Source organism: Streptomyces sp. NPDC058691 (assembly GCF_042714775.1).
In the GTDB taxonomy this organism is placed as follows: Bacteria; Actinomycetota; Actinomycetes; order Streptomycetales; family Streptomycetaceae; genus Actinacidiphila.
The window spans coordinates 68086-85919 of the sequence record NZ_JBHXSO010000010.1; the positions used below are offsets into that span (position 1 = coordinate 68086).

Genomic DNA, 17834 nt, shown 5'->3' on the forward strand with positions numbered 1-17834 from the left:
GGCAGCTGTCGGGGCCGTCAGTAGCGCGTGCCGTCGGGGCCGAGCAGGACGACGCGACAGGCGCTCGTCACGTAGACCTTGGCGGCACGCAGCGCGTTGCCGAGCAGATACCGCGGACGGCGGTGCGCCGCGTCCGCCGTCAAGGCGGTGCTGCCCCGGACGCGGGAGGTGCGGGCTCGTGCCATGCCCCCAATGTACGCACATGTGATGCTTTGGGGAGAGCTGTGCCTAGGTGCGACGGGAAATCCATTCGCGCCCTCCGTCCCGGCGGCGTAGGATCCCTCGTCTTGCCGCCCGCCCCTCAGGGGACGGTGCCGCCGGCCGGACGGAAACCGGCCGGGCCATGGTGTTACTCGCATTCGTATCAGGACAGCGCCCCGCCCCCCGCGCCCCCGCGCGCGCCGGTCCGGGGCCGGCTGAGCCATGCCCTACGTGCCGCCGGAGGCAACCCGTGCCCGGGGAACAATCCCTCACCACCGTCACCACCGACAATCCGCTCGACCGCGAACGCGCCCACCTCACCGCGTCCCGCTCCGCCCTGCGCGCCATGCGCGCCGACGTCGAGGCGCTCGACATCAAGGACGTGACCGCCAACTGGGTGAACGCGGAGGTGCTGCAGGCGGACATCGACGCCCGGATCAAGGCCCTCGCGGACCTCGTCCACACCCCGCTCTTCTTCGGCCGCCTCGACTACCTGGACGGCAGGGACGCCGAGAACCCCAAAAACGCCGAGCGCGACGAGGACGCCGAGCACCGCTTCTACATCGGCCGCCGCCATGTCCACGACGCCGACGGCGACCCGATGGTCATCGACTGGCGGGCGCCGGTCTCCCAGCCCTTCTACCGCGCCTCGCGCAAGGACCCGCAGGACGTCGCACTGCGCCGCCGCTTCGGCTACACCGGCGGCGACCTGACCGCGTACGAGGACGAGCACCTCACCGACCCGAGCGAGGCGCAGACCTCCAGCAAGCTGCTCCAGCAGGAGATCGAGCGGCCCCGCGTCGGCCCGATGCGGGACATCGTCGCCACGATCCAGCCCGAGCAGGACGAGATCGTCCGGGCCGGCATCGGCGGCACGGTCTGTGTGCAGGGCGCGCCCGGCACCGGGAAGACCGCCGTCGGCCTGCACCGGGTGGCGTACCTGCTGTACGCGCACCGCGAACGGCTGGCCCGCACGGGCACGCTCGTCATCGGCCCGAACGCGTCCTTCCTGCACTACATCGAGCAGGTGCTGCCCGCGCTCGGCGAGCTCAGCGTGAAGCAGGCCACGGTCGACGACCTGGTCGCGCACGTCCCGGTCAGGGGCATCGACAGCGCGGACGCCGCCCGGGTGAAGGGTGACGCGCGCATGGCGGAGGTGCTGCGGCGGGCGGTCCGCTCGGGCATCGCGATGCCCACCGAGCCCGTCGTCGTGGTGCGCGGCTCGCGGCGCTGGCGGGTCCCCGCGTACGCGGTGGAGGAGCTGGTCCGCGAGCTGATGGACCGCGACATCCGCTACGGCGCCGCCCGCGAGGCCCTGCCGCAGCGCATCGCGCACGCCGTGCTGGTGCAGATGGAGGCCGCGGGCGAGGCGCCGGACGACCGCGTGCAGGACGCGGTGGCCCGCAACGCGGCGGTCAAGGCCGTCGTGAAGGAGGTCTGGCCGCCGGTGGACCCGGCGAAGACGGTGCTGCGGCTGCTGTCCGACCCGGAGTTCCTGGCGCGGTGCGCGGAGGGCCTGCTCACGGACGAGGAGCAGAAGCGGATCCTCTGGGCGAAGCCGGCCCGGGGCATCGCCTCCGCGAAGTGGTCGGCGGCCGACGCCGTGCTGATCGACGAGGCCCACGACCTGGTGCAGCGCACCGGCTCGCTCGGCCACGTCGTCCTGGACGAGGCCCAGGACCTCTCCCCCATGCAGTACCGGGCCGTCGGGCGGCGCTGCTCCACCGGTTCGGCGACCGTGCTGGGCGACCTGGCCCAGGGCACGACCCCCTGGGCCACCGCCACCTGGGAGGAGGCGCTGACCCACCTCGGCAAACCGGGCTCCCAGGTCGAGGAGCTGACCCAGGGCTTCCGCGTGCCGCTGGAGGTCATCGCCTACGCCTCCCGGCTGCTGCCCGCCATCGCCCCCGGCCTCACCGAGGCCACGTCCGTGCGCGACAGCCCCGGCGCCTTCTCCGTCACCGAGGTACCCGCCGAGGCGCTGACCGGCGCCGTGGTCACCGCCTGCCGCGAGGCGCTGGAACGCGAGGGCTCCACGGGCCTCATCGCCGCCGACGCCCGCATCCCGCTGCTGGCCGAGGCCCTGTCCGCGGCCGGGCTGCCGTACCTCTCCCCGGGTCAGGAGACCACGCCCGACATCCGGCTCACCCTCGTCCCGGCCTCGCTGGCCAAGGGCCTGGAGTACGACTACGTCGTCCTCGACGAGCCCGCCGCCGTCGTCGACGGCGAACCCGACGAGCGCACGGGCCTGCGGCGCCTGTACGTCTCCCTCACCCGCGCCGTCTCCGGGCTCGCGGTCCTGCACTCCGCGCCGCTGCCGGAGGCGCTCCGGTAGGGCCCCGCGCGAGCGGGTTCAGTCCGAGGGCGCCGCCGCGAGGAGGGCCGCCCGCAGGTGGCCGTCCGCGTCCGCGAGGAGGCGGGCGGCCGTCGCCGCGTCGACCCCGGCGAGCAGCACGAGGATGGCGTGCTTCACCTCGCCGCCGGTGGCGGTGAGGGCGGCCTCGATCTCGTCGTCGGGGGCGCCGGTGGCGAGGGCGACGATGCCTCGGGAGCGGGCGCGCAGCTTCTCGTTGGAGGCGCGGACGTCGACCATCAGGTTCCCGTAGGTCTTGCCCAGCCTGATCATCGTGATGGTCGAGAGCATGTTGAGGACGAGCTTCTGGGCGGTGCCCGCCTTGAGCCGGGTGGAACCGGTGAGGAACTCCGGGCCCGTGACGACCTCGATGCCGTGGTCGGCGGCGGCGGCGAGCGGGGAGCCGGCGTTGCAGGACAGGCCGACCGTCAGGGCGCCGCGGGCACGGGCGTGCTCGACGGCGCCGACCGCGTAGGGGGTGCGGCCGGAGGCGGAGACGCCGACGACCGCGTCGTCCGGGCCGACGGCGAGTGCGTCGAGGTCGGCGGCGGCCAGCTCGCGGCTGTCCTCCGCGCCCTCGACGGCGTCGGACATCGCGCGCGGGCCGCCCGCGATGAGCCCGGTGACCTGGCCGGGCGTGGTGTTGAAGGTCGGCGGGCACTCGCTGGCGTCCAGGACGCCGAGGCGCCCCGCGGTGCCCGCGCCCGCGTAGACGAGGCGGCCGCCGCGCGCCATCCGGGCGGCGATGCCGTCGATCGCGGCGGCGATGGCCGGGAGCCGGCCGGCGACGGCGGCCGGTACCGATCCGTCCTCGGTGTTCATCAGGCGGGCGATGTCGAGGGTCGCGAGCCGGTCGATGTCGGCGAGTTCGGGGCGGAAGGCCTCGGTGGTCAACCGGTCCAGTTCGCGGCGGAGCTCGGCGTGCGTCATGACGGGTGGTTCCTTCGGGGGCTGTGACGATGGGCCAGGGCTTCGTACGAGGCTGCCAGGGCCGGTCCCGCGGTGTCATAGGTGCGCTGCGCGACACCGACGAACAGGCAGTCCACGACCAGCAGTTGACTGGTGCGGCTGGACATGGCGGCCGGGCGGAACTCGCTCTCCCGGCTGCTGGAGGTGAGCAGCACGTGGTCGGCGTACTGGGTGGCCGTGCCGTCGGCGCGGCCGGTGATCGCGATCGTGGTGGCGCCCCGGTCGAAGGCGGCGCGCAGCGGTTCGACCACATCGTGGGTGTGCCCGGAGTGGGTGATGGCCACGGCCACGTCACCCTGGCGGAGCTGCACGGCGTTGGTGACGGTCAGATGGGGGTCGCCGAGGGCGTGCGCGATGAGGCCGATCCGCAGCAGCTTCTGCACCAGGTCCTGGGCGACCAGGCTGGAGGCCCCTATCCCGTAGACGTCGATGCGGCGGGCGGCGGCCAGCGCGCCGACCGCGGCCTCCAACTGGACGACGTCCAGCTGCGCGGCGGTGTCGGCGAGGCAACGCTGCTCGTCCAGGGCGAGTTTGGCGACGACATCGGAGAGCGGGTCGCCCACGGCGATGTCCGGGGTCACGGCGGGTGAGCCGCCGGCCTCCTCGCGGGCGGCGAACGCGGCCAGGGCGAGGCGCAGATCGCGGTAGCCGGGGTAGCCGAGCAGCCGTGCCGTGCGGACGACGGTGGCCTCGCTGGTCCCGGTACGGACGGCCAGCGCGGTGACGGTGAGCCGGGAGCAGCCCGCCGGGTCGGCGGCGACGGCCTCCGCGACGCGCTGCATGGAGCGGGTCATGGAGGGTGCCAGGGTCCGGACCTTGGCGGCCAGCCCCCCGGCGTTGAAGGTTTCCTTCATCTTCTCGGCCACATCGCGAAAGCTATTTTCACGGCCGGACGGCGTCAAGGACGCCCGGACGGCGGCTGGGCGACAATAGGGGGCATGGATCCCGACGTCCCCGGCACCCCGGGCGCCCCCGCCGAACTGGAAGCCGCGCTGCACGGCGCCCGCGCGCTCATCCTCGCCGACCTCACCGCCACCGACGTGACCGATGCCGGGATCGTCTCGCTCGTCGAGGACACCGTCGCGCAGCGCCGGTGGTGGGTGGAGCAGTGGCCGGACGGCGCGGCGTTCGTCGCGGGCCTGGTCGCGCAGGACGTCAAGGACGCCCTGCTGGAGCGGATGGGGCGGTGGCCGCTGTGCCCGCGCTGCGCGGACCCGCACGCGCTGGACGTCGAGCCCGAACTGGGCCCCGATCCGCACTGGGTCTGCGAATCGCTGGGGGAGGCCGTGGCCCCCGTCGGCTCCCTGGGCGCCGCGCTGGGCGGGGCCCGCTGACCGTGGCGCTCTACATCGACCCGCCGACCTGGCCGGGCCACGGCCGGCTGTGGTCCCACCTGGTCAGCGACGCCTCCTACGAGGAGCTGCACGCGTTCGCCGCGGCGATCGGATCGCCGCGGCGGGCGTTCGACGGGGACCACTACGACCTGCCGAGCGAGCGGTACGCGTCCGCGGTGGCGGCGGGGGCGATCGAGGTGGGCAGCAAGGAGTTGCTGCGCAGGCTGACGGAGGCGGGGCTGCGTGTGCCCAAGCGGCGGCGGCCTTCGGATGCGGGTGCGTAGGTTTTCTTGCGGGTGCGGGACTGTGGGGGCTGAGCGCGCAGTTCCCCGCGCCCCTACCGGGGCCCGATGTCGCGGGCCCCGTGCGGGTGTCTGGGGCGGGGTCAGGCGCTGACGTATTGGGCGAGGTGGGTGCCGGTGAGGGTGGTGCGGGAGGCTACGAGGTCCGCGGGGGTGCCCTCGAAGACGATGCGGCCGCCGTCGTGGCCGGCGCCCGGGCCGAGGTCGATGATCCAGTCGGCGTGGGCCATGACCGCCTGGTGGTGCTCGACCACGATCACCGACTTGCCGGAGTCGACGAGCCGGTCGAGCAGGCCGAGCAACTGCTCGACGTCGGCGAGGTGCAGCCCCGCGGTCGGCTCGTCCAGGACGTAGACGCCGCCCTTGTCGGCCATGTGCGTGGCCAGCTTGAGGCGCTGGCGCTCACCGCCGGACAGCGTCGTGAGCGGCTGCCCGAGGCTGAGGTAGCCGAGTCCGACGTCGGCGAGGCGGCCGAGGATGGCGTGTGCGGCCGGGATGCGGGCCTCGCCCGCCCCGAAGAACTCCTCGGCCTCGGCCACCGACATCGCCAGCACCTCGCTGATGTCGCGGCCGCCGAGGTGGTAGTCCAGCACCGCCGCCTGGAACCGCTTCCCCTCGCACTCCTCGCACGTGGTGGCGACCCCGGCCATCATCGCCAGGTCGGTGTAGATGACGCCGGCGCCGTTGCAGACCGGGCAGGCGCCCTCGGAGTTGGCGCTGAACAGCGCCGGCTTCACGCCGTTGGCCTTGGCGAACGCCTTGCGGATCGGCTCGAGCAGCCCGGTGTAGGTCGCCGGGTTGCTGCGCCGCGAGCCGCGGATCGCGCTCTGGTCGACCGAGACCACGCCCTCGCCGGGCGGGATCGAGCCGTGCACGAGGGAGCTCTTGCCGGAACCGGCGACGCCGGTGACGACGGCCAGCACCCCGAGCGGGATGTCGACGTCGACGCCCCGCAGGTTGTGCGCCGTCGCGCCGCGGATCTCCAGCGCGCCGGTGGGCTTGCGCACGCTCTCCTTGAGGGTGGCCCGGTCGTCGAAGTGGCGGCCGGTGACGGTGCCGGCCGCCCGCAGCCCGTCGACCGTGCCCTCGAAGCAGACGGTGCCGCCCGCCGTGCCGGCGCCGGGGCCGAGGTCGATGACGTGGTCGGCGATCGCGATCACCTCCGGCTTGTGCTCCACGACGAGCACCGTGTTGCCTTTGTCCCGCAGCCGCAGCAGCAGCCCGTTCATGCGCTGGATGTCGTGGGGGTGCAGGCCGACGGTGGGCTCGTCGAAGACGTAGGTGACGTCGGTGAGCGAGGAGCCGAGGTGGCGGATCATCTTGACGCGCTGCGCCTCACCGCCGGACAGCGTGCCCGAGGGCCGGTCCAGCGAGAGGTAGCCGAGGCCGATCTCGGCGAACGAGTCGAACGTGTCCGCCAGGGCCGTGAGCAGCGGCGCGACGGACGGTTCGTCCAGCCCCCGCACCCACTCGGCGAGGTCGCTGACCTGCATCGCGCAGGCGTCGGCGATGCTGATCCCGCCGATCTTCGAGGACCGGGCCGAATCGCTCAGCCGGGTGCCGTCGCACTCGGGGCAGACGGTGAACGTCATCGCCCGCTCCACGAACGCGCGGACGTGCGGCTGCAGCGCGTCGACGTCCTTGGAGAGCATCGACTTCTGGATCTTCGGGATCAGCCCCTCGTACGTCAGGTTGATGCCCTCGACCTTGATCTTGGTCGGCTCCTTGTGCAGGAGGTCGTGAAGCTCCTTCTTGGTGTACTTGCGGATCGGCTTGTCCGGGTCGAAGAAGCCGCTGCCCTTGAAGATCCGGCCGTACCAGCCGTCCATGCTGTACCCGGGGATCGTGAGCGCGCCCTCGTTGAGCGACTTGCTGTCGTCGTACAGCTGCGACAGGTCGATGTCGGTGACCGTGCCCCGGCCCTCGCAGCGCGGGCACATGCCGCCGAGGCGGTTGAAGGTCGCCTTCACCGTCTTCTTGGCGCCGCGCTCGACGGTGATCGCGCCGCTCGCCCGGACCGAGGCGACGTTGAAGGAGAACGCGTTGGGCGAGCCGATGTGCGGCTGCCCGAGCCGGCTGAAGAGGATGCGCAGCATCGCGTTGGCGTCGGTGGCGGTGCCGACCGTGGAGCGGGGGTCGGCGCCCAGCCGCTGCTGGTCGACGATGATCGCGGTCGTCAGGCCCTCGAGGACGTCGACCTCGGGACGGGCCAGCGTCGGCATGAAGCCCTGCACGAAGGAGCTGTAGGTCTCGTTGATCAGCCGCTGCGACTCCGCGGCGACCGTCCCGAAGACCAGCGAGCTCTTGCCCGAGCCGGAGACGCCGGTGAACACCGTCAGCCGGCGCTTGGGGATCTCGACGCTGACGTCCTTGAGGTTGTTCACTCGCGCGCCGAGCACGCGGATCAGATCGTGGCTGTCGGCACCGTGCGGCTGCGCCGCCGACCGCGGGTCCGTCCTCGTGTCCGTGCTCATCGCGTCTCGTCTCCCTCTGGTCCTCGGGTCGGATGCCCCACCGGCATCGAACAGTACGTCGCTCAGCGGTCCTGGAGCAGCCCGAGGACATTTCCGTCGGGGTCGGTGAAGGTGGCCACCAGGCGGCCGCCGCCGACGTCGTGCACGGGCTCCTTCACGGCGCCGCCCGCGGCGGTCACCTCGGCGAGCTTCGCCTCGATGTCCGCGACGTGCCAGTAGGTCACCGGCGAGGCCATGCCCTGCGGTCCGCCGTTCGGGACCAGACCGATGTGCTGGCCCTCGGCCTCGAAACCGACGTAGTAGTCCCCGTCGTGCTGCGGCGCCATGCCGAGCAGGGCGGCGTAGACCTCCTTGGCCTTCGCCAGGTCGGAGACGGGGTGCAGCACGGTCTTGATGCCCTGGGTGGAAGAGCCGCTCATGTTGGTCACTCCTGAGGTCGTGGGTCCTGCCGGGGCGGCGGCGGTGTCGCCGTCGCTCTGCCTGCCACGCTAGCCGCGACCCGGCGGCCGGGGCTTCTCGAATCCTGACCGGTCCGCCCGGCCGCACCGCGCCGGTCAGAGCGGATCGCCCTGGAGCCGCCCTGCGGGGAGCCGGCGCCCGCACAGCGCCGACGCCAGGTCGCCGGCCTCCCCGGACAGGCCGGGGCCGGAGCCGTAGGACCAGTCCAGGTCGGTGGCCCGCAGTGCGCGGCCGTCGATCGCCACACCGAAGTGGGCGTGGCCGCCCCCGTACGTCAGGTCGTTCAGCACGGTGGTGACGGCCGCCTCCGGGGCGCCGCGCTCCGCGCCGAGCGGCACGGTGATGTCGAGGCCGTGGATCACCACATGGTTGAGGGCGCCACGGACCCCGCCGCCCGGCGGGGTCCAGTGGTGCAGGACCTCCGAGCGCAGCCCGGCGACGAGGGAGTCCTCCGGCAGCGCGCCGTCGCGGGCGGCGACGGCGTCGGACAGCCGGGTGAAGTCGTAGTCGCAGGCGCGCAGTTCGGACATGAACGCCTCCTCGGTGTAGCGCGCCGCCATGGTCATGTGGGCGACCACCTCGCGCACCCGCCAGCCCGCGCAGAGCGAGGGGGTGTCCCACCGCTCCTTGCCGGCTCCGTCGAGCAGGCCTGCGAGGGAGAGGTACGCGGCGGTGACCGCGGATCGCAGTGCGGCGTCATCGGTCATGGCGGTTCTGCCTTCCGGTGGGTGCGGTGAACGGCACTTCTCAAGGGGCAGACCGGTCCCGCGGCGCGGAGTCATCGGCGGAGAGCAGGAGTTCCAGCTCGGTGGTGAGGTTGCGGCGGGCGGTGTCCTCCCACCGCTCGTAGCCGATGGTGGTGCGGAACAACCGCGGCAGCGCGAGGAGCTGGCGCAGTACCCCGGCGCGGCCGGCGCGGAAGGCGTCGTCGGGGACGAAGCCGTACTCGTCGCGGACGGCGGCCGCGTAGGCGGCGTACGCGACGGGGTCGCCGGCCAGGACCGCGAGGTCGGCGTCGCACAGCACCTGGCCGTTGCGGTCGCCGTCGCCGGGGTGGTGGGTGACGGTCAGCCGGACGAGGCGCGCGACCTCGGCGGTGATGGTGTCGGGGACGGCCGCCTCGGGCAGCGCGCGTTCGGCGAGACGGGCGCTGCGCTCCTCGTTCTCCGAGCGGTCGGGGCGGTAGACGGCGTCGTGGAACCAGGCGGCGAGCAGCACCGCGTCGATGTCCTCGGCGTACTCGGCCAGGGAGTCGACGTGGACGAGCACCGCGGCCAGGTGGTCGGTGGTGTGGTAGCGGCGCTGCGGCTCGGCCCAGCGGGCGAGCAGATCCTCGCCGTAGGGCGTCGGGTCGACGGACTCGGTCTGGCAGCGGCGCAGCAGCGCGCTCCAGTGCGTCAGCAGCTCGGGATCAGTGGCGGCCATCTGGCCATTGTGGAGTACGGGGGTCGCGGGCCGGCGGAGGCATGTGGGATCCTGGATATATGTCTAGACCAATTTTCGAAGTGATCGCGCTCGACGCCGACGACGCACGCGCGGCCCAGGCGGGGGGTGCGGACCGCCTCGAACTGGTCACCGACATGTCCGCCGACGGCCTCACCCCGCGCCGGGAGGTCTTCGCGGCCGTGCGCGCCGCCGTGGACGTACCGGTACGCGTGATGCTGCGCGGCCGGGCCGACTTCTCGGCGGGCGACGCCCACGAGGTCGAGGCGCTGTGCGCGGCGGCGGCCGCCCTGCGCACGGAGGGCGCGGACGAGTTCGTGCTCGGCTTCCTGGACTCCGGCGGCGGGCCCGACCTGCGGGCGGTGCGGCTGCTGACCGACGCGGTGGGCTCCGGTGCGCGCTGGACGTTCCACCGCGCCATCGACCACTGCGCCGACCGCACGACACTGCGCGCGGCGCTGCGCGGACTGCCCGGGCACGACACGTACCTGACCGCGGGATCGGCCCGCGGCGTCGACACCGGCCTGGACGTCCTGGTCGCGGAGGCCGCGGGGGGCGCGCCCGGCGATCCGCAACTGATGGTCGGCGGCGGCCTGCGCGCCGAACACCTGCCCCGACTGCTCGCCGCGGGCATCGACGCCTTCCACGTCGGCGGTGCGGTCCGCCCCGACGGCTGGGCCGGCCCCGTCGACGCGGAAGCCGTCCGCACCTGGCGCGATCTCCTCGACGCGTCAGTCGCCGTCGGCTAGACCCGCTTCCTCCCCCGCCCGCCGGAGGACAGGCCGAGGCCGCACGAACTTGGCTCAATACGCTCGACGCGTCCGTCCTGGTCGGTGGACCGGTCCGGCATCCCGGGGCCGCAGGGCCGCCCACCCCGCCGGCCGGGTCGGCCAGGGGCCTTGCCTGGACGGGGCGTTCGCCGGTCGGCCGGTCCGGGACCGGGTGGCATCGGCCGGAAAACGCCCGAGGGCGGCACCCCGCAGGGGGTGCCGCCCTCGATCGTGTACCGCTGAACCCTCGCGGGATCAGAAGTCCATGTCACCGCCCGGCATGCCGCCGCCGGCCGGGGCCGCGGCCTTCTCCGGCTTGTCGGCGATGACGGCCTCGGTGGTGAGGAAGAGCGCGGCGATGGAGGCCGCGTTCTGCAGCGCGGAGCGCGTCACCTTGGCCGGGTCGATGATGCCCTCGGCGACCAGGTCGACGTACTCGCCGGTCGCGGCGTTGAGGCCGTGACCCGGGGTGAGGTTGCGGACCTTCTCCACCACGACGCCACCCTCGAGGCCGGCGTTGACCGCGATCTGCTTCAGCGGGGCCTCCAGGGCCAGCTTCACGATCGCCGCACCGGTGGCCTCGTCGCCCTCGAGCTCGAGCTTCTCGAAGACGTTGGACGCCTGGAGCAGAGCCACGCCACCACCGGCGACGATGCCCTCCTCGACGGCGGCCTTGGCGTTGCGCACCGCGTCCTCGATGCGGTGCTTGCGCTCCTTGAGCTCGACCTCGGTGGCCGCGCCGGCCTTGATGACGGCCACGCCGCCGGCCAGCTTGGCGAGGCGCTCCTGGAGCTTCTCGCGGTCGTAGTCCGAGTCGCTGTTCTCGATCTCGGCACGGATCTGGTTGACCCGGCCCTGGATCTGGTCGGCGTCGCCGGAGCCGTCCACGATGGTGGTCTCGTCCTTGGTGACGACGACCTTGCGGGCGCGGCCCAGCAGCTCCAGACCGGCGTTCTCCAGCTTGAGGCCGACCTCCTCGGACACCACGGTGCCACCGGTGAGGATGGCGATGTCCTGGAGCATGGCCTTGCGGCGGTCGCCGAAGCCCGGGGCCTTGACGGCGACGGACTTGAAGGTGCCGCGGATCTTGTTGACCACCAGGGTCGACAGCGCCTCGCCGTCCACGTCCTCGGCGATGATCAGCAGCGGCTTGCCGCTCTGCATGACCTTCTCCAGCAGCGGGAGCAGGTCCTTGACCGCGGAGATCTTGGAGTTGACGATCAGGATGTACGGGTCGTCGAAGACGGTCTCCATACGCTCCAGGTCGGTGGCGAAGTACGCCGAGATGTAGCCCTTGTCGAAGCGCATACCCTCGGTGAGCTCCAGCTCCAGACCGAAGGTCTGGGACTCCTCGACGGTGATGACGCCTTCCTTGCCGACCTTGTCCATCGCCTCGGCGATGAGCTCGCCGATCTGGGGGTCAGCGGCGGAGATGGAGGCGGTGGAGGCGATCTGCTCCTTGGTCTCCACGTCCTTGGCCTGCTCAAGCAGAGCAGCGGAAACGGCCTCGACGGCCGCCTCGATACCGCGCTTCAGGGCCATCGGGTTGGCACCCGCGGCCACGTTGCGCAGGCCCTCGCGGACCAGCGCCTGGGCGAGGACGGTCGCGGTCGTCGTGCCGTCACCGGCGACGTCGTCCGTCTTCTTCGCGACCTCCTTGACCAGCTCCGCGCCGATCTTCTCGTACGGGTCCTCGAGCTCGATCTCCTTGGCGATGGACACACCATCGTTGGTGATCGTGGGGGCGCCCCACTTCTTCTCGAGGACGACGTTGCGGCCCTTGGGGCCGAGGGTGACCTTGACGGCGTCGGCGAGCTGGTTCATCCCGCGCTCGAGACCGCGCCGTGCCTCCTCGTCGAACGCGATGATCTTGGCCATGTGAAGTGGTCCTCCCGGACTTGGGGTCCCCCCGCGGCACTCGGCTGCGGGGAAGGATTACTCCAGGACCGCGCCGGCGCCCGCGACGGACGGCCTGCCTCCCGCCGGTTCCTTTCCGGCGGTCGAACGGGCCTCACCCACTCGGTCCTTTGTCACTCTCAACGTCAGAGTGCTAACGCCAATGATTAGCACTCGCCCTAGGAGAGTGCAAGCTGCTCGGCCGGTCCGCCGCGGGCCCGCCGGGGCTCGCCAGGGATCCGCTGGGGCCCGCCAGGGGCGGGCGGACAGCACGAAGGCCCGCCCCCTGCGAGAGGGCGGGCCCTTGATACGTGCGTTTGAGCGCGTTCGTACGCGATGCGCTCCGTGGCCGATGCGCGGCGTGTCAGCCGGCGGCGTGGCGGACCATGTCCGCCTGCGGCCCCTTCTGGCCCTGCGAGATCTCGAACTCGACCCGCTGACCTTCCTCGAGGGTGCGGTAGCCGTCCATCTGTATCGCGCTGTAGTGCACGAAGACGTCCGCACCACCGTCGACCGCGATGAAGCCGTAGCCCTTCTCCGCGTTGAACCACTTGACGGTGCCCTGAGCCATTCCTAACTCCCCTATTGCTGGCCTTTCACAGACCCGCACCTCGCGGACCCGGGTCAGACCTCACCCCCTACAGCCAAGGGGGCGTGCGCCGGAACGCGTCGACCGCGGCTGAATGTATCTGCCCGGACGCTGTCTGCAACAGGTCAATCAGACGAGAAATCCGGGCACGGAGAAAGGGAAGAACGGCTCCAACGGCCAATGAACCGGGGCAACTCGGGCGGGACATATGTCGCCAACACGACAATCACCGCGTGAATTTGGCGATAAATCGCCGACAACGACGCCCACGGAAGAGGGTTTGCGCAGAGCGTTGCAGGGAGTTGCGAGCCGTCAGGGCAACTGTACAGCCCTTCAACTACCTCTCAAGCACACAGGGGTGCCGGGAGCGAGTCCCGGCACCCCTGGCCGTTCCGCGGCGCACGCGGCTCAACAGCCCCCGGCGACCGCCGGGATGATCGAGACTGACGCGCCCTCGGCCACGGCGGTCTGCAGGCCCTCCGAGAAGCGGACGTCGTCGTCGTTGACATACACGTTCACGAAGCGGCGCAGCTTGCCCGTGTCGTCCAGGACGCGCGCCGAGATGCCGGGGTGGTCCTTCTCCAGCGACTCGATGACCTCGGCCAGCGTGCCGCCGTCGGCGGGCACCTCGGCCCGGCCGCCGGTGTAGGGCCGAAGGATGGTGGGAATGCGGACGTTCGCGCTCATGATGCGGGGTTCACCTTCGATCTGGGACGGTCGGCGATCGGGGTCAGCCGGCCAGGCCGGCGGCACGGAACGCGTCGACGCTCGGGCGGATGGTGGCCGTGGGGCGGGAGGTCGCGGCGACGGCGTCCAACGTCTTCAGCCCGTCACCGGTGTTGAGGACGACCGTCTCGGCGGCCGGGTCCAACTGCCCGCTCTCGATCAGCTTCTTCAGGACGCCGACGGTCACGCCGCCCGCCGTCTCCGCGAAGATGCCCTCGGTGCGGGCGAGCAGCTTGATGGCGTCCACGATCTGCTCGTCGGTGACGTCCTCGACCGCGCCGCCGGTGCGCCGGGCGATGTCCAGCACGTAGGGGCCGTCCGCCGGGTTCCCGATGGCGAGGGACTTGGCGATCGTGTTCGGCTTCTGCGGGCGCACGACGTCGTGCCCGGCCTTGTAGGCGGTGGACACGGGGGAGCACCCCTCGGCCTGGGCGCCGTAGATGCGGTACGGCTTGTCCTCCACCAGGCCGAGCTTGATCAGCTCCTGCAGCCCCTTGTCGATCTTCGTCAACTGGGAGCCGGAGGCGATCGGGATGACGAGGTTGTCCGGCAGGCGCCAGCCGAGCTGCTCGCAGATCTCGTACGCGAGCGTCTTGGAGCCCTCGCCGTAGTAGGGGCGGAGGTTGACGTTGACGAAGCCCCAGCCCTCGCCGATCGGGTCGCCGATCAGCTCGCTGCAGAAGCGGTTGACGTCGTCGTAGTTGCCCTCGATGCCGACCAGTTCACCGCCGTAGACGGCGGCCATGACGACCTTGCCCTCCTCCAGGTCGTGCGGGATGAACACGCAGGACCGGAAGCCGGCGCGGGCCGCCGCGGCGCCGACCGCGCCCGCGAGGTTGCCGGTGGAGGAGCAGGACAGGGTGGTGAGGCCGAAGGTGCGGGCGGCCTCCAGGGCGATGGCGACGACGCGGTCCTTGAAGGAGTGCGTGGGGTTGCCGGAGTCGTCCTTGATGTGCAGGCCGCCGGTGACGCCCAGTTCGCGGGCGAGGTTGTCGGCCTTGACCAGCTTGGTGAAGCCGGGGTTCAGATTGGGCTTGGAGGCCACGTCGGCGGGGACGGGCAGCAGCGGCGCGTAGCGCCAGATGTTGTTCGGCCCGGACTCGATGCGCTTGCGGAGCGTCTCGGGATCGCCGGCGGGGAGGTCGTAGGCCACTTCGAGCGGCCCGAAACAGATCTCGCAGGCGAAGACCGGGCTCAGCGGGAAGCGTTCGCCGCACTCGCGGCAGGACAACGCGGAAGCGGGTCCGAAGGGGGAATCCGTGGACGCGACGTCGGTGACAACAGTCTGCGCAGCCATGTCAGGCGAGGCCCTTTCTCCTCATCTTCCTCACGGCGAATCTCGCCACGAGACGGAATTGGCACCTTCCCCACCTGGACCTCGCGGTCGGCGGGAGGGTTGCCGGGGCTTCAACGGGCCGTTCCCTCTGCCCCTCTGGATGAGCGGTATGGCACCGGGCCCAGGGCCCGTGCATTTGTCGGACGAGGCGCGATCACCGCGGACATACGATGGTCATGCCTCGTGTTCAAGACTGTAACCGACGACCTCGAACCTGGTCACAGGCCGTCCGTCCCTCGAGACGGGCAGAAACGGAGCAGCGCAGTGCTCGACGAGGTGGCCGGCTGGCTGCGGAGGCGGTCCTGGACCGCCGAGTGCCGCCCGCTGTCCCAGCTCCTCGCCGCGAAGCGGGCCGCGGGCCCGCGAGGGACGGTCAGCGTGGTGCTGCCCGCGCTCGACGAGGAGGCCACGGTCGGGGCGATCGTGGCGGAGATCCGCCGCGAGCTGATGTCCGAGGCCGTGCCGCTGGTCGACGAGCTCGTCGTGCTGGACTCCGGGTCCACGGACCGCACGGCCGCGGTCGCGGCGGAGGCGGGCGCGACGGTGGTCCACCGGGACGCGATCCTGCCGCGGCTGCCGGCCGTGCCCGGCAAGGGCGAGGTGCTGTGGCGCTCGCTGCTCGCGACGCGCGGCGAGATCGTCTGCTTCGTCGACGCCGACCTGCGGGAGTTCGACGCGCGCTTCGTCTCCGGGATCGTCGGGCCGCTGCTGACGGACGCGGGCGTCCAGTTGGTCAAGGCGATGTACGACCGGCCCCTGGAGACCGGTGGCACGGTGGTACCGGCGGGCGGCGGGCGGGTCACGGAGCTGGTCGCCCGGCCGCTGCTCAATCTGCACTGGCCGCAGCTCGCGGGCTTCGTGCAACCCCTCGGCGGGGAGTACGCGGCGCGCCGGTCGCTGCTGGAGCGGCTGCCGTTCCCTGTGGGGTACGGCGTCGAGCTGGGGATTCTCATCGACGCGCTCAACACGGTCGGGCTCGACGCGCTCGCGCAGGTCGATGTCGGGGTGCGGCACCATCGGCACCAGGACGGGCAGGCGCTCGGGCGCATGGCCGCGACGATCTACCGCACGGCGCAGACGCGGCTGGCGCGGGGGCATCTGGTGCGGCCCGTCCTGACGCAGTTCGACCGCACCGCGGACGGGGGCTTCGAGCCGCGCGTCCACGACGTCGTGACGGAGGAGCGGCCGCCGATGATCACGGTGCCGGAGTATGCGCGCCGCCGCGCTGTGGCGTGACGCTCCGCTTGGCGTTCGGGTGCGGGTGCGTTTGCGCTGGTCGCGCAGTTCCCCGCGCCCCTGTTGGGCTGCGGCCGGCTGCCCCGCGCGGGTACGTCGTGGCTGATCGCTAAGTTCCCCGCGCCCCTTACGAGGCACGCTGTCGCGCCGGGCACGGCGGCACCGCGACGCGCGCGGTTCGCCGCGGCCCTCATGGGGCACGCGGCGGCACCGGAACGCTCGGGTGGCGTAGCGCACACGTTTGCGGGTGGGGATGCGTGGCTAGGCTGGCCGCATGGTCGCATCGGATGGCGCGCGGGTTCTGGTGGCGTCGAATCGCGGGCCCGTCTCGTACAGCCTCAGGGAGGACGGGACGCTGGAGTCCCGCCGCGGGGGCGGCGGTCTCGTGTCGGGGCTGAGCGCGATCGGGCCGGACACGGACGCCGTGTGGGTGTGCGCAGCGCTCGGCGAGGGCGATCGCGCGGCCGTGCTGCGGACCCCGGAGCGGAGCGGGCGGCTGGCCGCGGAGGACACCGGTGACCAGCGGGTACGCATGCTGGACATCCCGGCGGACACGTTCGCGTCCGCCTACAACGGGATCGCGAACTCCGTGCTGTGGTTCGTGCACCACCTGCTCTTCCAGACGCCGCTGGAGCCCGTCTTCGACGAGGACTTCCGCGAGCAGTGGGCCGCGTACGTGGCGTACAACAGCGCCTTCGCGGACGCGCTGGCGGAGGAGGCCGGGGAGGGCGCGGCCGTCCTGGTGCAGGACTACCACCTGACGCTGGTGCCGCAGCTGCTCCGCTCGCGCCGCCCCGACCTGCGGATCGGCCACTTCTCGCACACGCCGTGGGCGCCGCCGGAGTACTTCCGGCTGCTGCCGGACGACGTGGCGGCCGAGGTGCTGACCGGCGTCCTGGGCGCGGACCGTGCGGCGTTCCTGACCCGGCGCTGGGCGGAGGCGTTCGCCGCGTGCTGCTCCGACGTGCTCGGCGCGACGGTCAGCCGGGACGACGGCGTGCTGACGGTGACGTACCAGGGCCGCACCACCCGGATCGGGGTGCACGGGCTCGGCGCCGACGCGGACTTCCTGCGGGAGCGGGCGCACCGCCCGGACGTGGAGGAGCGCCTGGCGGTGCTCCGGGAGGCCGTCGGCGGCCCGGACCGCAAGGTCATCGTCCGGGTCGACCGCACCGAGCTGTCGAAGAACATCGTGCGCGGCCTGCTGTCGTACGCGCAGCTGCTGCGCGACCGGCCCGAGTGGCAGGGCCGCGTGGTGCACGTCGCGTTCGCCTACCCCTCGCGCACCGACCTGGCGATCTACCGCGAGTACACCGACGAGGTCTCCGACCTGGCGGAGGAGATCAACGAGGAGTTCGGCACCCCGGGCTGGGAGCCGGTGATCCTGCACGTCAAGGACGACTTCGCACGCTCGCTCGCCGCGTACCGGCTGGCCGACGTGGCCCTGGTCAACCCGATCCGCGACGGTATGAACCTGGTGGCCAAGGAGATCCCGGTCGTCACCGACGACGGCGTCGCCCTGGTGCTGTCCCGCGAGGCGGGCGCCTACGAGGAGCTGGGCGACGACGCCTTCGTGGTCAACCCCTACGACATCCTGGCCACCGCCCGCGCGCTGCACCAGGCCCTCTCGGTCTCCCACGGGGAGCGCGCCGAGGCCACCAAGCGGCTGGCGGCGGCGGCCACCGCGCTGCCGCCGCACCAGTGGTTCCTGGACCAGCTCCGCGCCCTGGACTGATCGGTCGGGTC

Annotated in this window: 17 protein-coding genes and 1 riboswitch; of the genes, 6 read left to right on the forward strand and 11 right to left on the reverse strand. The window is 72.3% G+C overall.

Annotation, left to right across the window (positions count from 1 at the left end; genetic code table 11):
• Positions 1-17 precede the first annotated feature (17 nt).
• Positions 18-185: a hypothetical protein gene (locus ACFWVC_RS09710; protein WP_384281033.1), complete on the reverse strand. Its 168-nt coding sequence runs from the start codon at positions 183-185 to the stop codon at positions 18-20.
• Positions 186-343: 158 nt separating this feature from the next.
• Between ACFWVC_RS09710 and ACFWVC_RS09715 the strand changes: the two genes are divergently transcribed.
• The gene (locus ACFWVC_RS09715; RefSeq protein ID WP_384281035.1) at positions 344-2536 is read left to right on the forward strand and encodes a HelD family protein; all 2193 of its coding nucleotides are present in this window, start codon (positions 344-346) and stop codon (positions 2534-2536) included.
• Between the two features lie 18 nt (positions 2537-2554).
• Here ACFWVC_RS09715 and murQ read toward each other — a convergent pair whose 3' ends face one another.
• Positions 2555-3484, reverse strand: a complete 930-nt coding sequence (murQ, locus tag ACFWVC_RS09720; protein WP_384281037.1) for an N-acetylmuramic acid 6-phosphate etherase — start codon at positions 3482-3484, stop codon at positions 2555-2557.
• Positions 3481-4377 (reverse strand): MurR/RpiR family transcriptional regulator, encoded by an 897-nt coding sequence (locus ACFWVC_RS09725; protein WP_384281386.1) that lies wholly within the window; start codon positions 4375-4377, stop codon positions 3481-3483. The genes murQ and ACFWVC_RS09725 overlap by 4 nt, the downstream gene beginning before the upstream one ends.
• Positions 4378-4461: 84 nt before the next feature.
• Here ACFWVC_RS09725 and ACFWVC_RS09730 point away from each other — a divergent pair, with 84 nt between their 5' ends.
• Together ACFWVC_RS09730 and ACFWVC_RS09735 are read left to right on the forward strand one after the other, a co-directional pair.
• On the forward strand, positions 4462-4857 hold the full coding sequence (locus tag ACFWVC_RS09730) for a hypothetical protein (protein ID WP_384281039.1): 396 nt from the start codon (positions 4462-4464) through the stop codon (positions 4855-4857).
• Between the two features lie 2 nt (positions 4858-4859).
• Complete coding sequence (locus ACFWVC_RS09735; RefSeq protein ID WP_384281041.1) at positions 4860-5141, forward strand: DUF4031 domain-containing protein; 282 nt, start codon at positions 4860-4862, stop codon at positions 5139-5141.
• Between the two features lie 101 nt (positions 5142-5242).
• On the opposite strand, the gene ACFWVC_RS09740 is transcribed toward ACFWVC_RS09735, so the two are convergent.
• From ACFWVC_RS09740 to ACFWVC_RS09755, 4 genes are all read right to left on the reverse strand, one after another.
• Positions 5243-7633: an ATP-binding cassette domain-containing protein gene (locus tag ACFWVC_RS09740; RefSeq protein ID WP_384281043.1), complete on the reverse strand. Its 2391-nt coding sequence runs from the start codon at positions 7631-7633 to the stop codon at positions 5243-5245.
• A gap of 62 nt (positions 7634-7695) precedes the next feature.
• A complete protein-coding gene (locus ACFWVC_RS09745; RefSeq protein WP_384281045.1) occupies positions 7696-8052 on the reverse strand; it encodes a VOC family protein in 357 nt (118 codons plus the stop codon).
• Between the two features lie 135 nt (positions 8053-8187).
• On the reverse strand, positions 8188-8799 hold the full coding sequence (locus ACFWVC_RS09750; RefSeq protein ID WP_384281048.1) for a maleylpyruvate isomerase family mycothiol-dependent enzyme: 612 nt from the start codon (positions 8797-8799) through the stop codon (positions 8188-8190).
• A 40-nt stretch (positions 8800-8839) separates the two neighbouring features.
• Positions 8840-9517, reverse strand: coding sequence for a hypothetical protein (locus ACFWVC_RS09755; protein WP_384281050.1), 678 nt, complete (start codon positions 9515-9517; stop codon positions 8840-8842).
• 59 nt (positions 9518-9576) lie between these two features.
• On the opposite strand from ACFWVC_RS09755, the gene ACFWVC_RS09760 reads away from it, so the two are divergent.
• A complete protein-coding gene (locus tag ACFWVC_RS09760) occupies positions 9577-10284 on the forward strand; it encodes a copper homeostasis protein CutC (RefSeq protein ID WP_384281052.1) in 708 nt (235 codons plus the stop codon).
• A gap of 276 nt (positions 10285-10560) precedes the next feature.
• On the opposite strand, the gene groL is transcribed toward ACFWVC_RS09760, so the two are convergent.
• From groL to thrC, 4 genes are all read right to left on the reverse strand, one after another.
• Complete coding sequence (gene groL, locus ACFWVC_RS09765) at positions 10561-12183, reverse strand: chaperonin GroEL (RefSeq protein WP_384281054.1); 1623 nt, start codon at positions 12181-12183, stop codon at positions 10561-10563.
• Positions 12184-12565: 382 nt separating this feature from the next.
• Positions 12566-12772: a cold-shock protein gene (locus tag ACFWVC_RS09770; protein ID WP_384281057.1), complete on the reverse strand. Its 207-nt coding sequence runs from the start codon at positions 12770-12772 to the stop codon at positions 12566-12568.
• A 426-nt stretch (positions 12773-13198) separates the two neighbouring features.
• Positions 13199-13477 (reverse strand): ubiquitin-like small modifier protein 1, encoded by a 279-nt coding sequence (locus ACFWVC_RS09775; protein WP_384281059.1) that lies wholly within the window; start codon positions 13475-13477, stop codon positions 13199-13201.
• 43 nt (positions 13478-13520) lie between these two features.
• Positions 13521-14813 carry a threonine synthase gene (gene thrC / locus ACFWVC_RS09780; RefSeq protein ID WP_384281063.1) on the reverse strand — a complete coding sequence of 431 codons (1293 nt, stop codon included), beginning with the start codon at positions 14811-14813 and terminating at the stop codon, positions 13521-13523.
• Positions 14814-14831: 18 nt separating this feature from the next.
• Positions 14832-14959: riboswitch (SAM riboswitch) on the reverse strand.
• A gap of 157 nt (positions 14960-15116) precedes the next feature.
• Between thrC and ACFWVC_RS09785 the strand changes: the two genes are divergently transcribed.
• Positions 15117-16088, forward strand: coding sequence for a glucosyl-3-phosphoglycerate synthase (locus ACFWVC_RS09785; RefSeq protein WP_384281066.1), 972 nt, complete (start codon positions 15117-15119; stop codon positions 16086-16088).
• Positions 16089-16362: 274 nt separating this feature from the next.
• On the forward strand, positions 16363-17823 hold the full coding sequence (locus ACFWVC_RS09790; protein ID WP_384281070.1) for a trehalose-6-phosphate synthase: 1461 nt from the start codon (positions 16363-16365) through the stop codon (positions 17821-17823).
• Positions 17824-17834 lie beyond the last annotated feature (11 nt).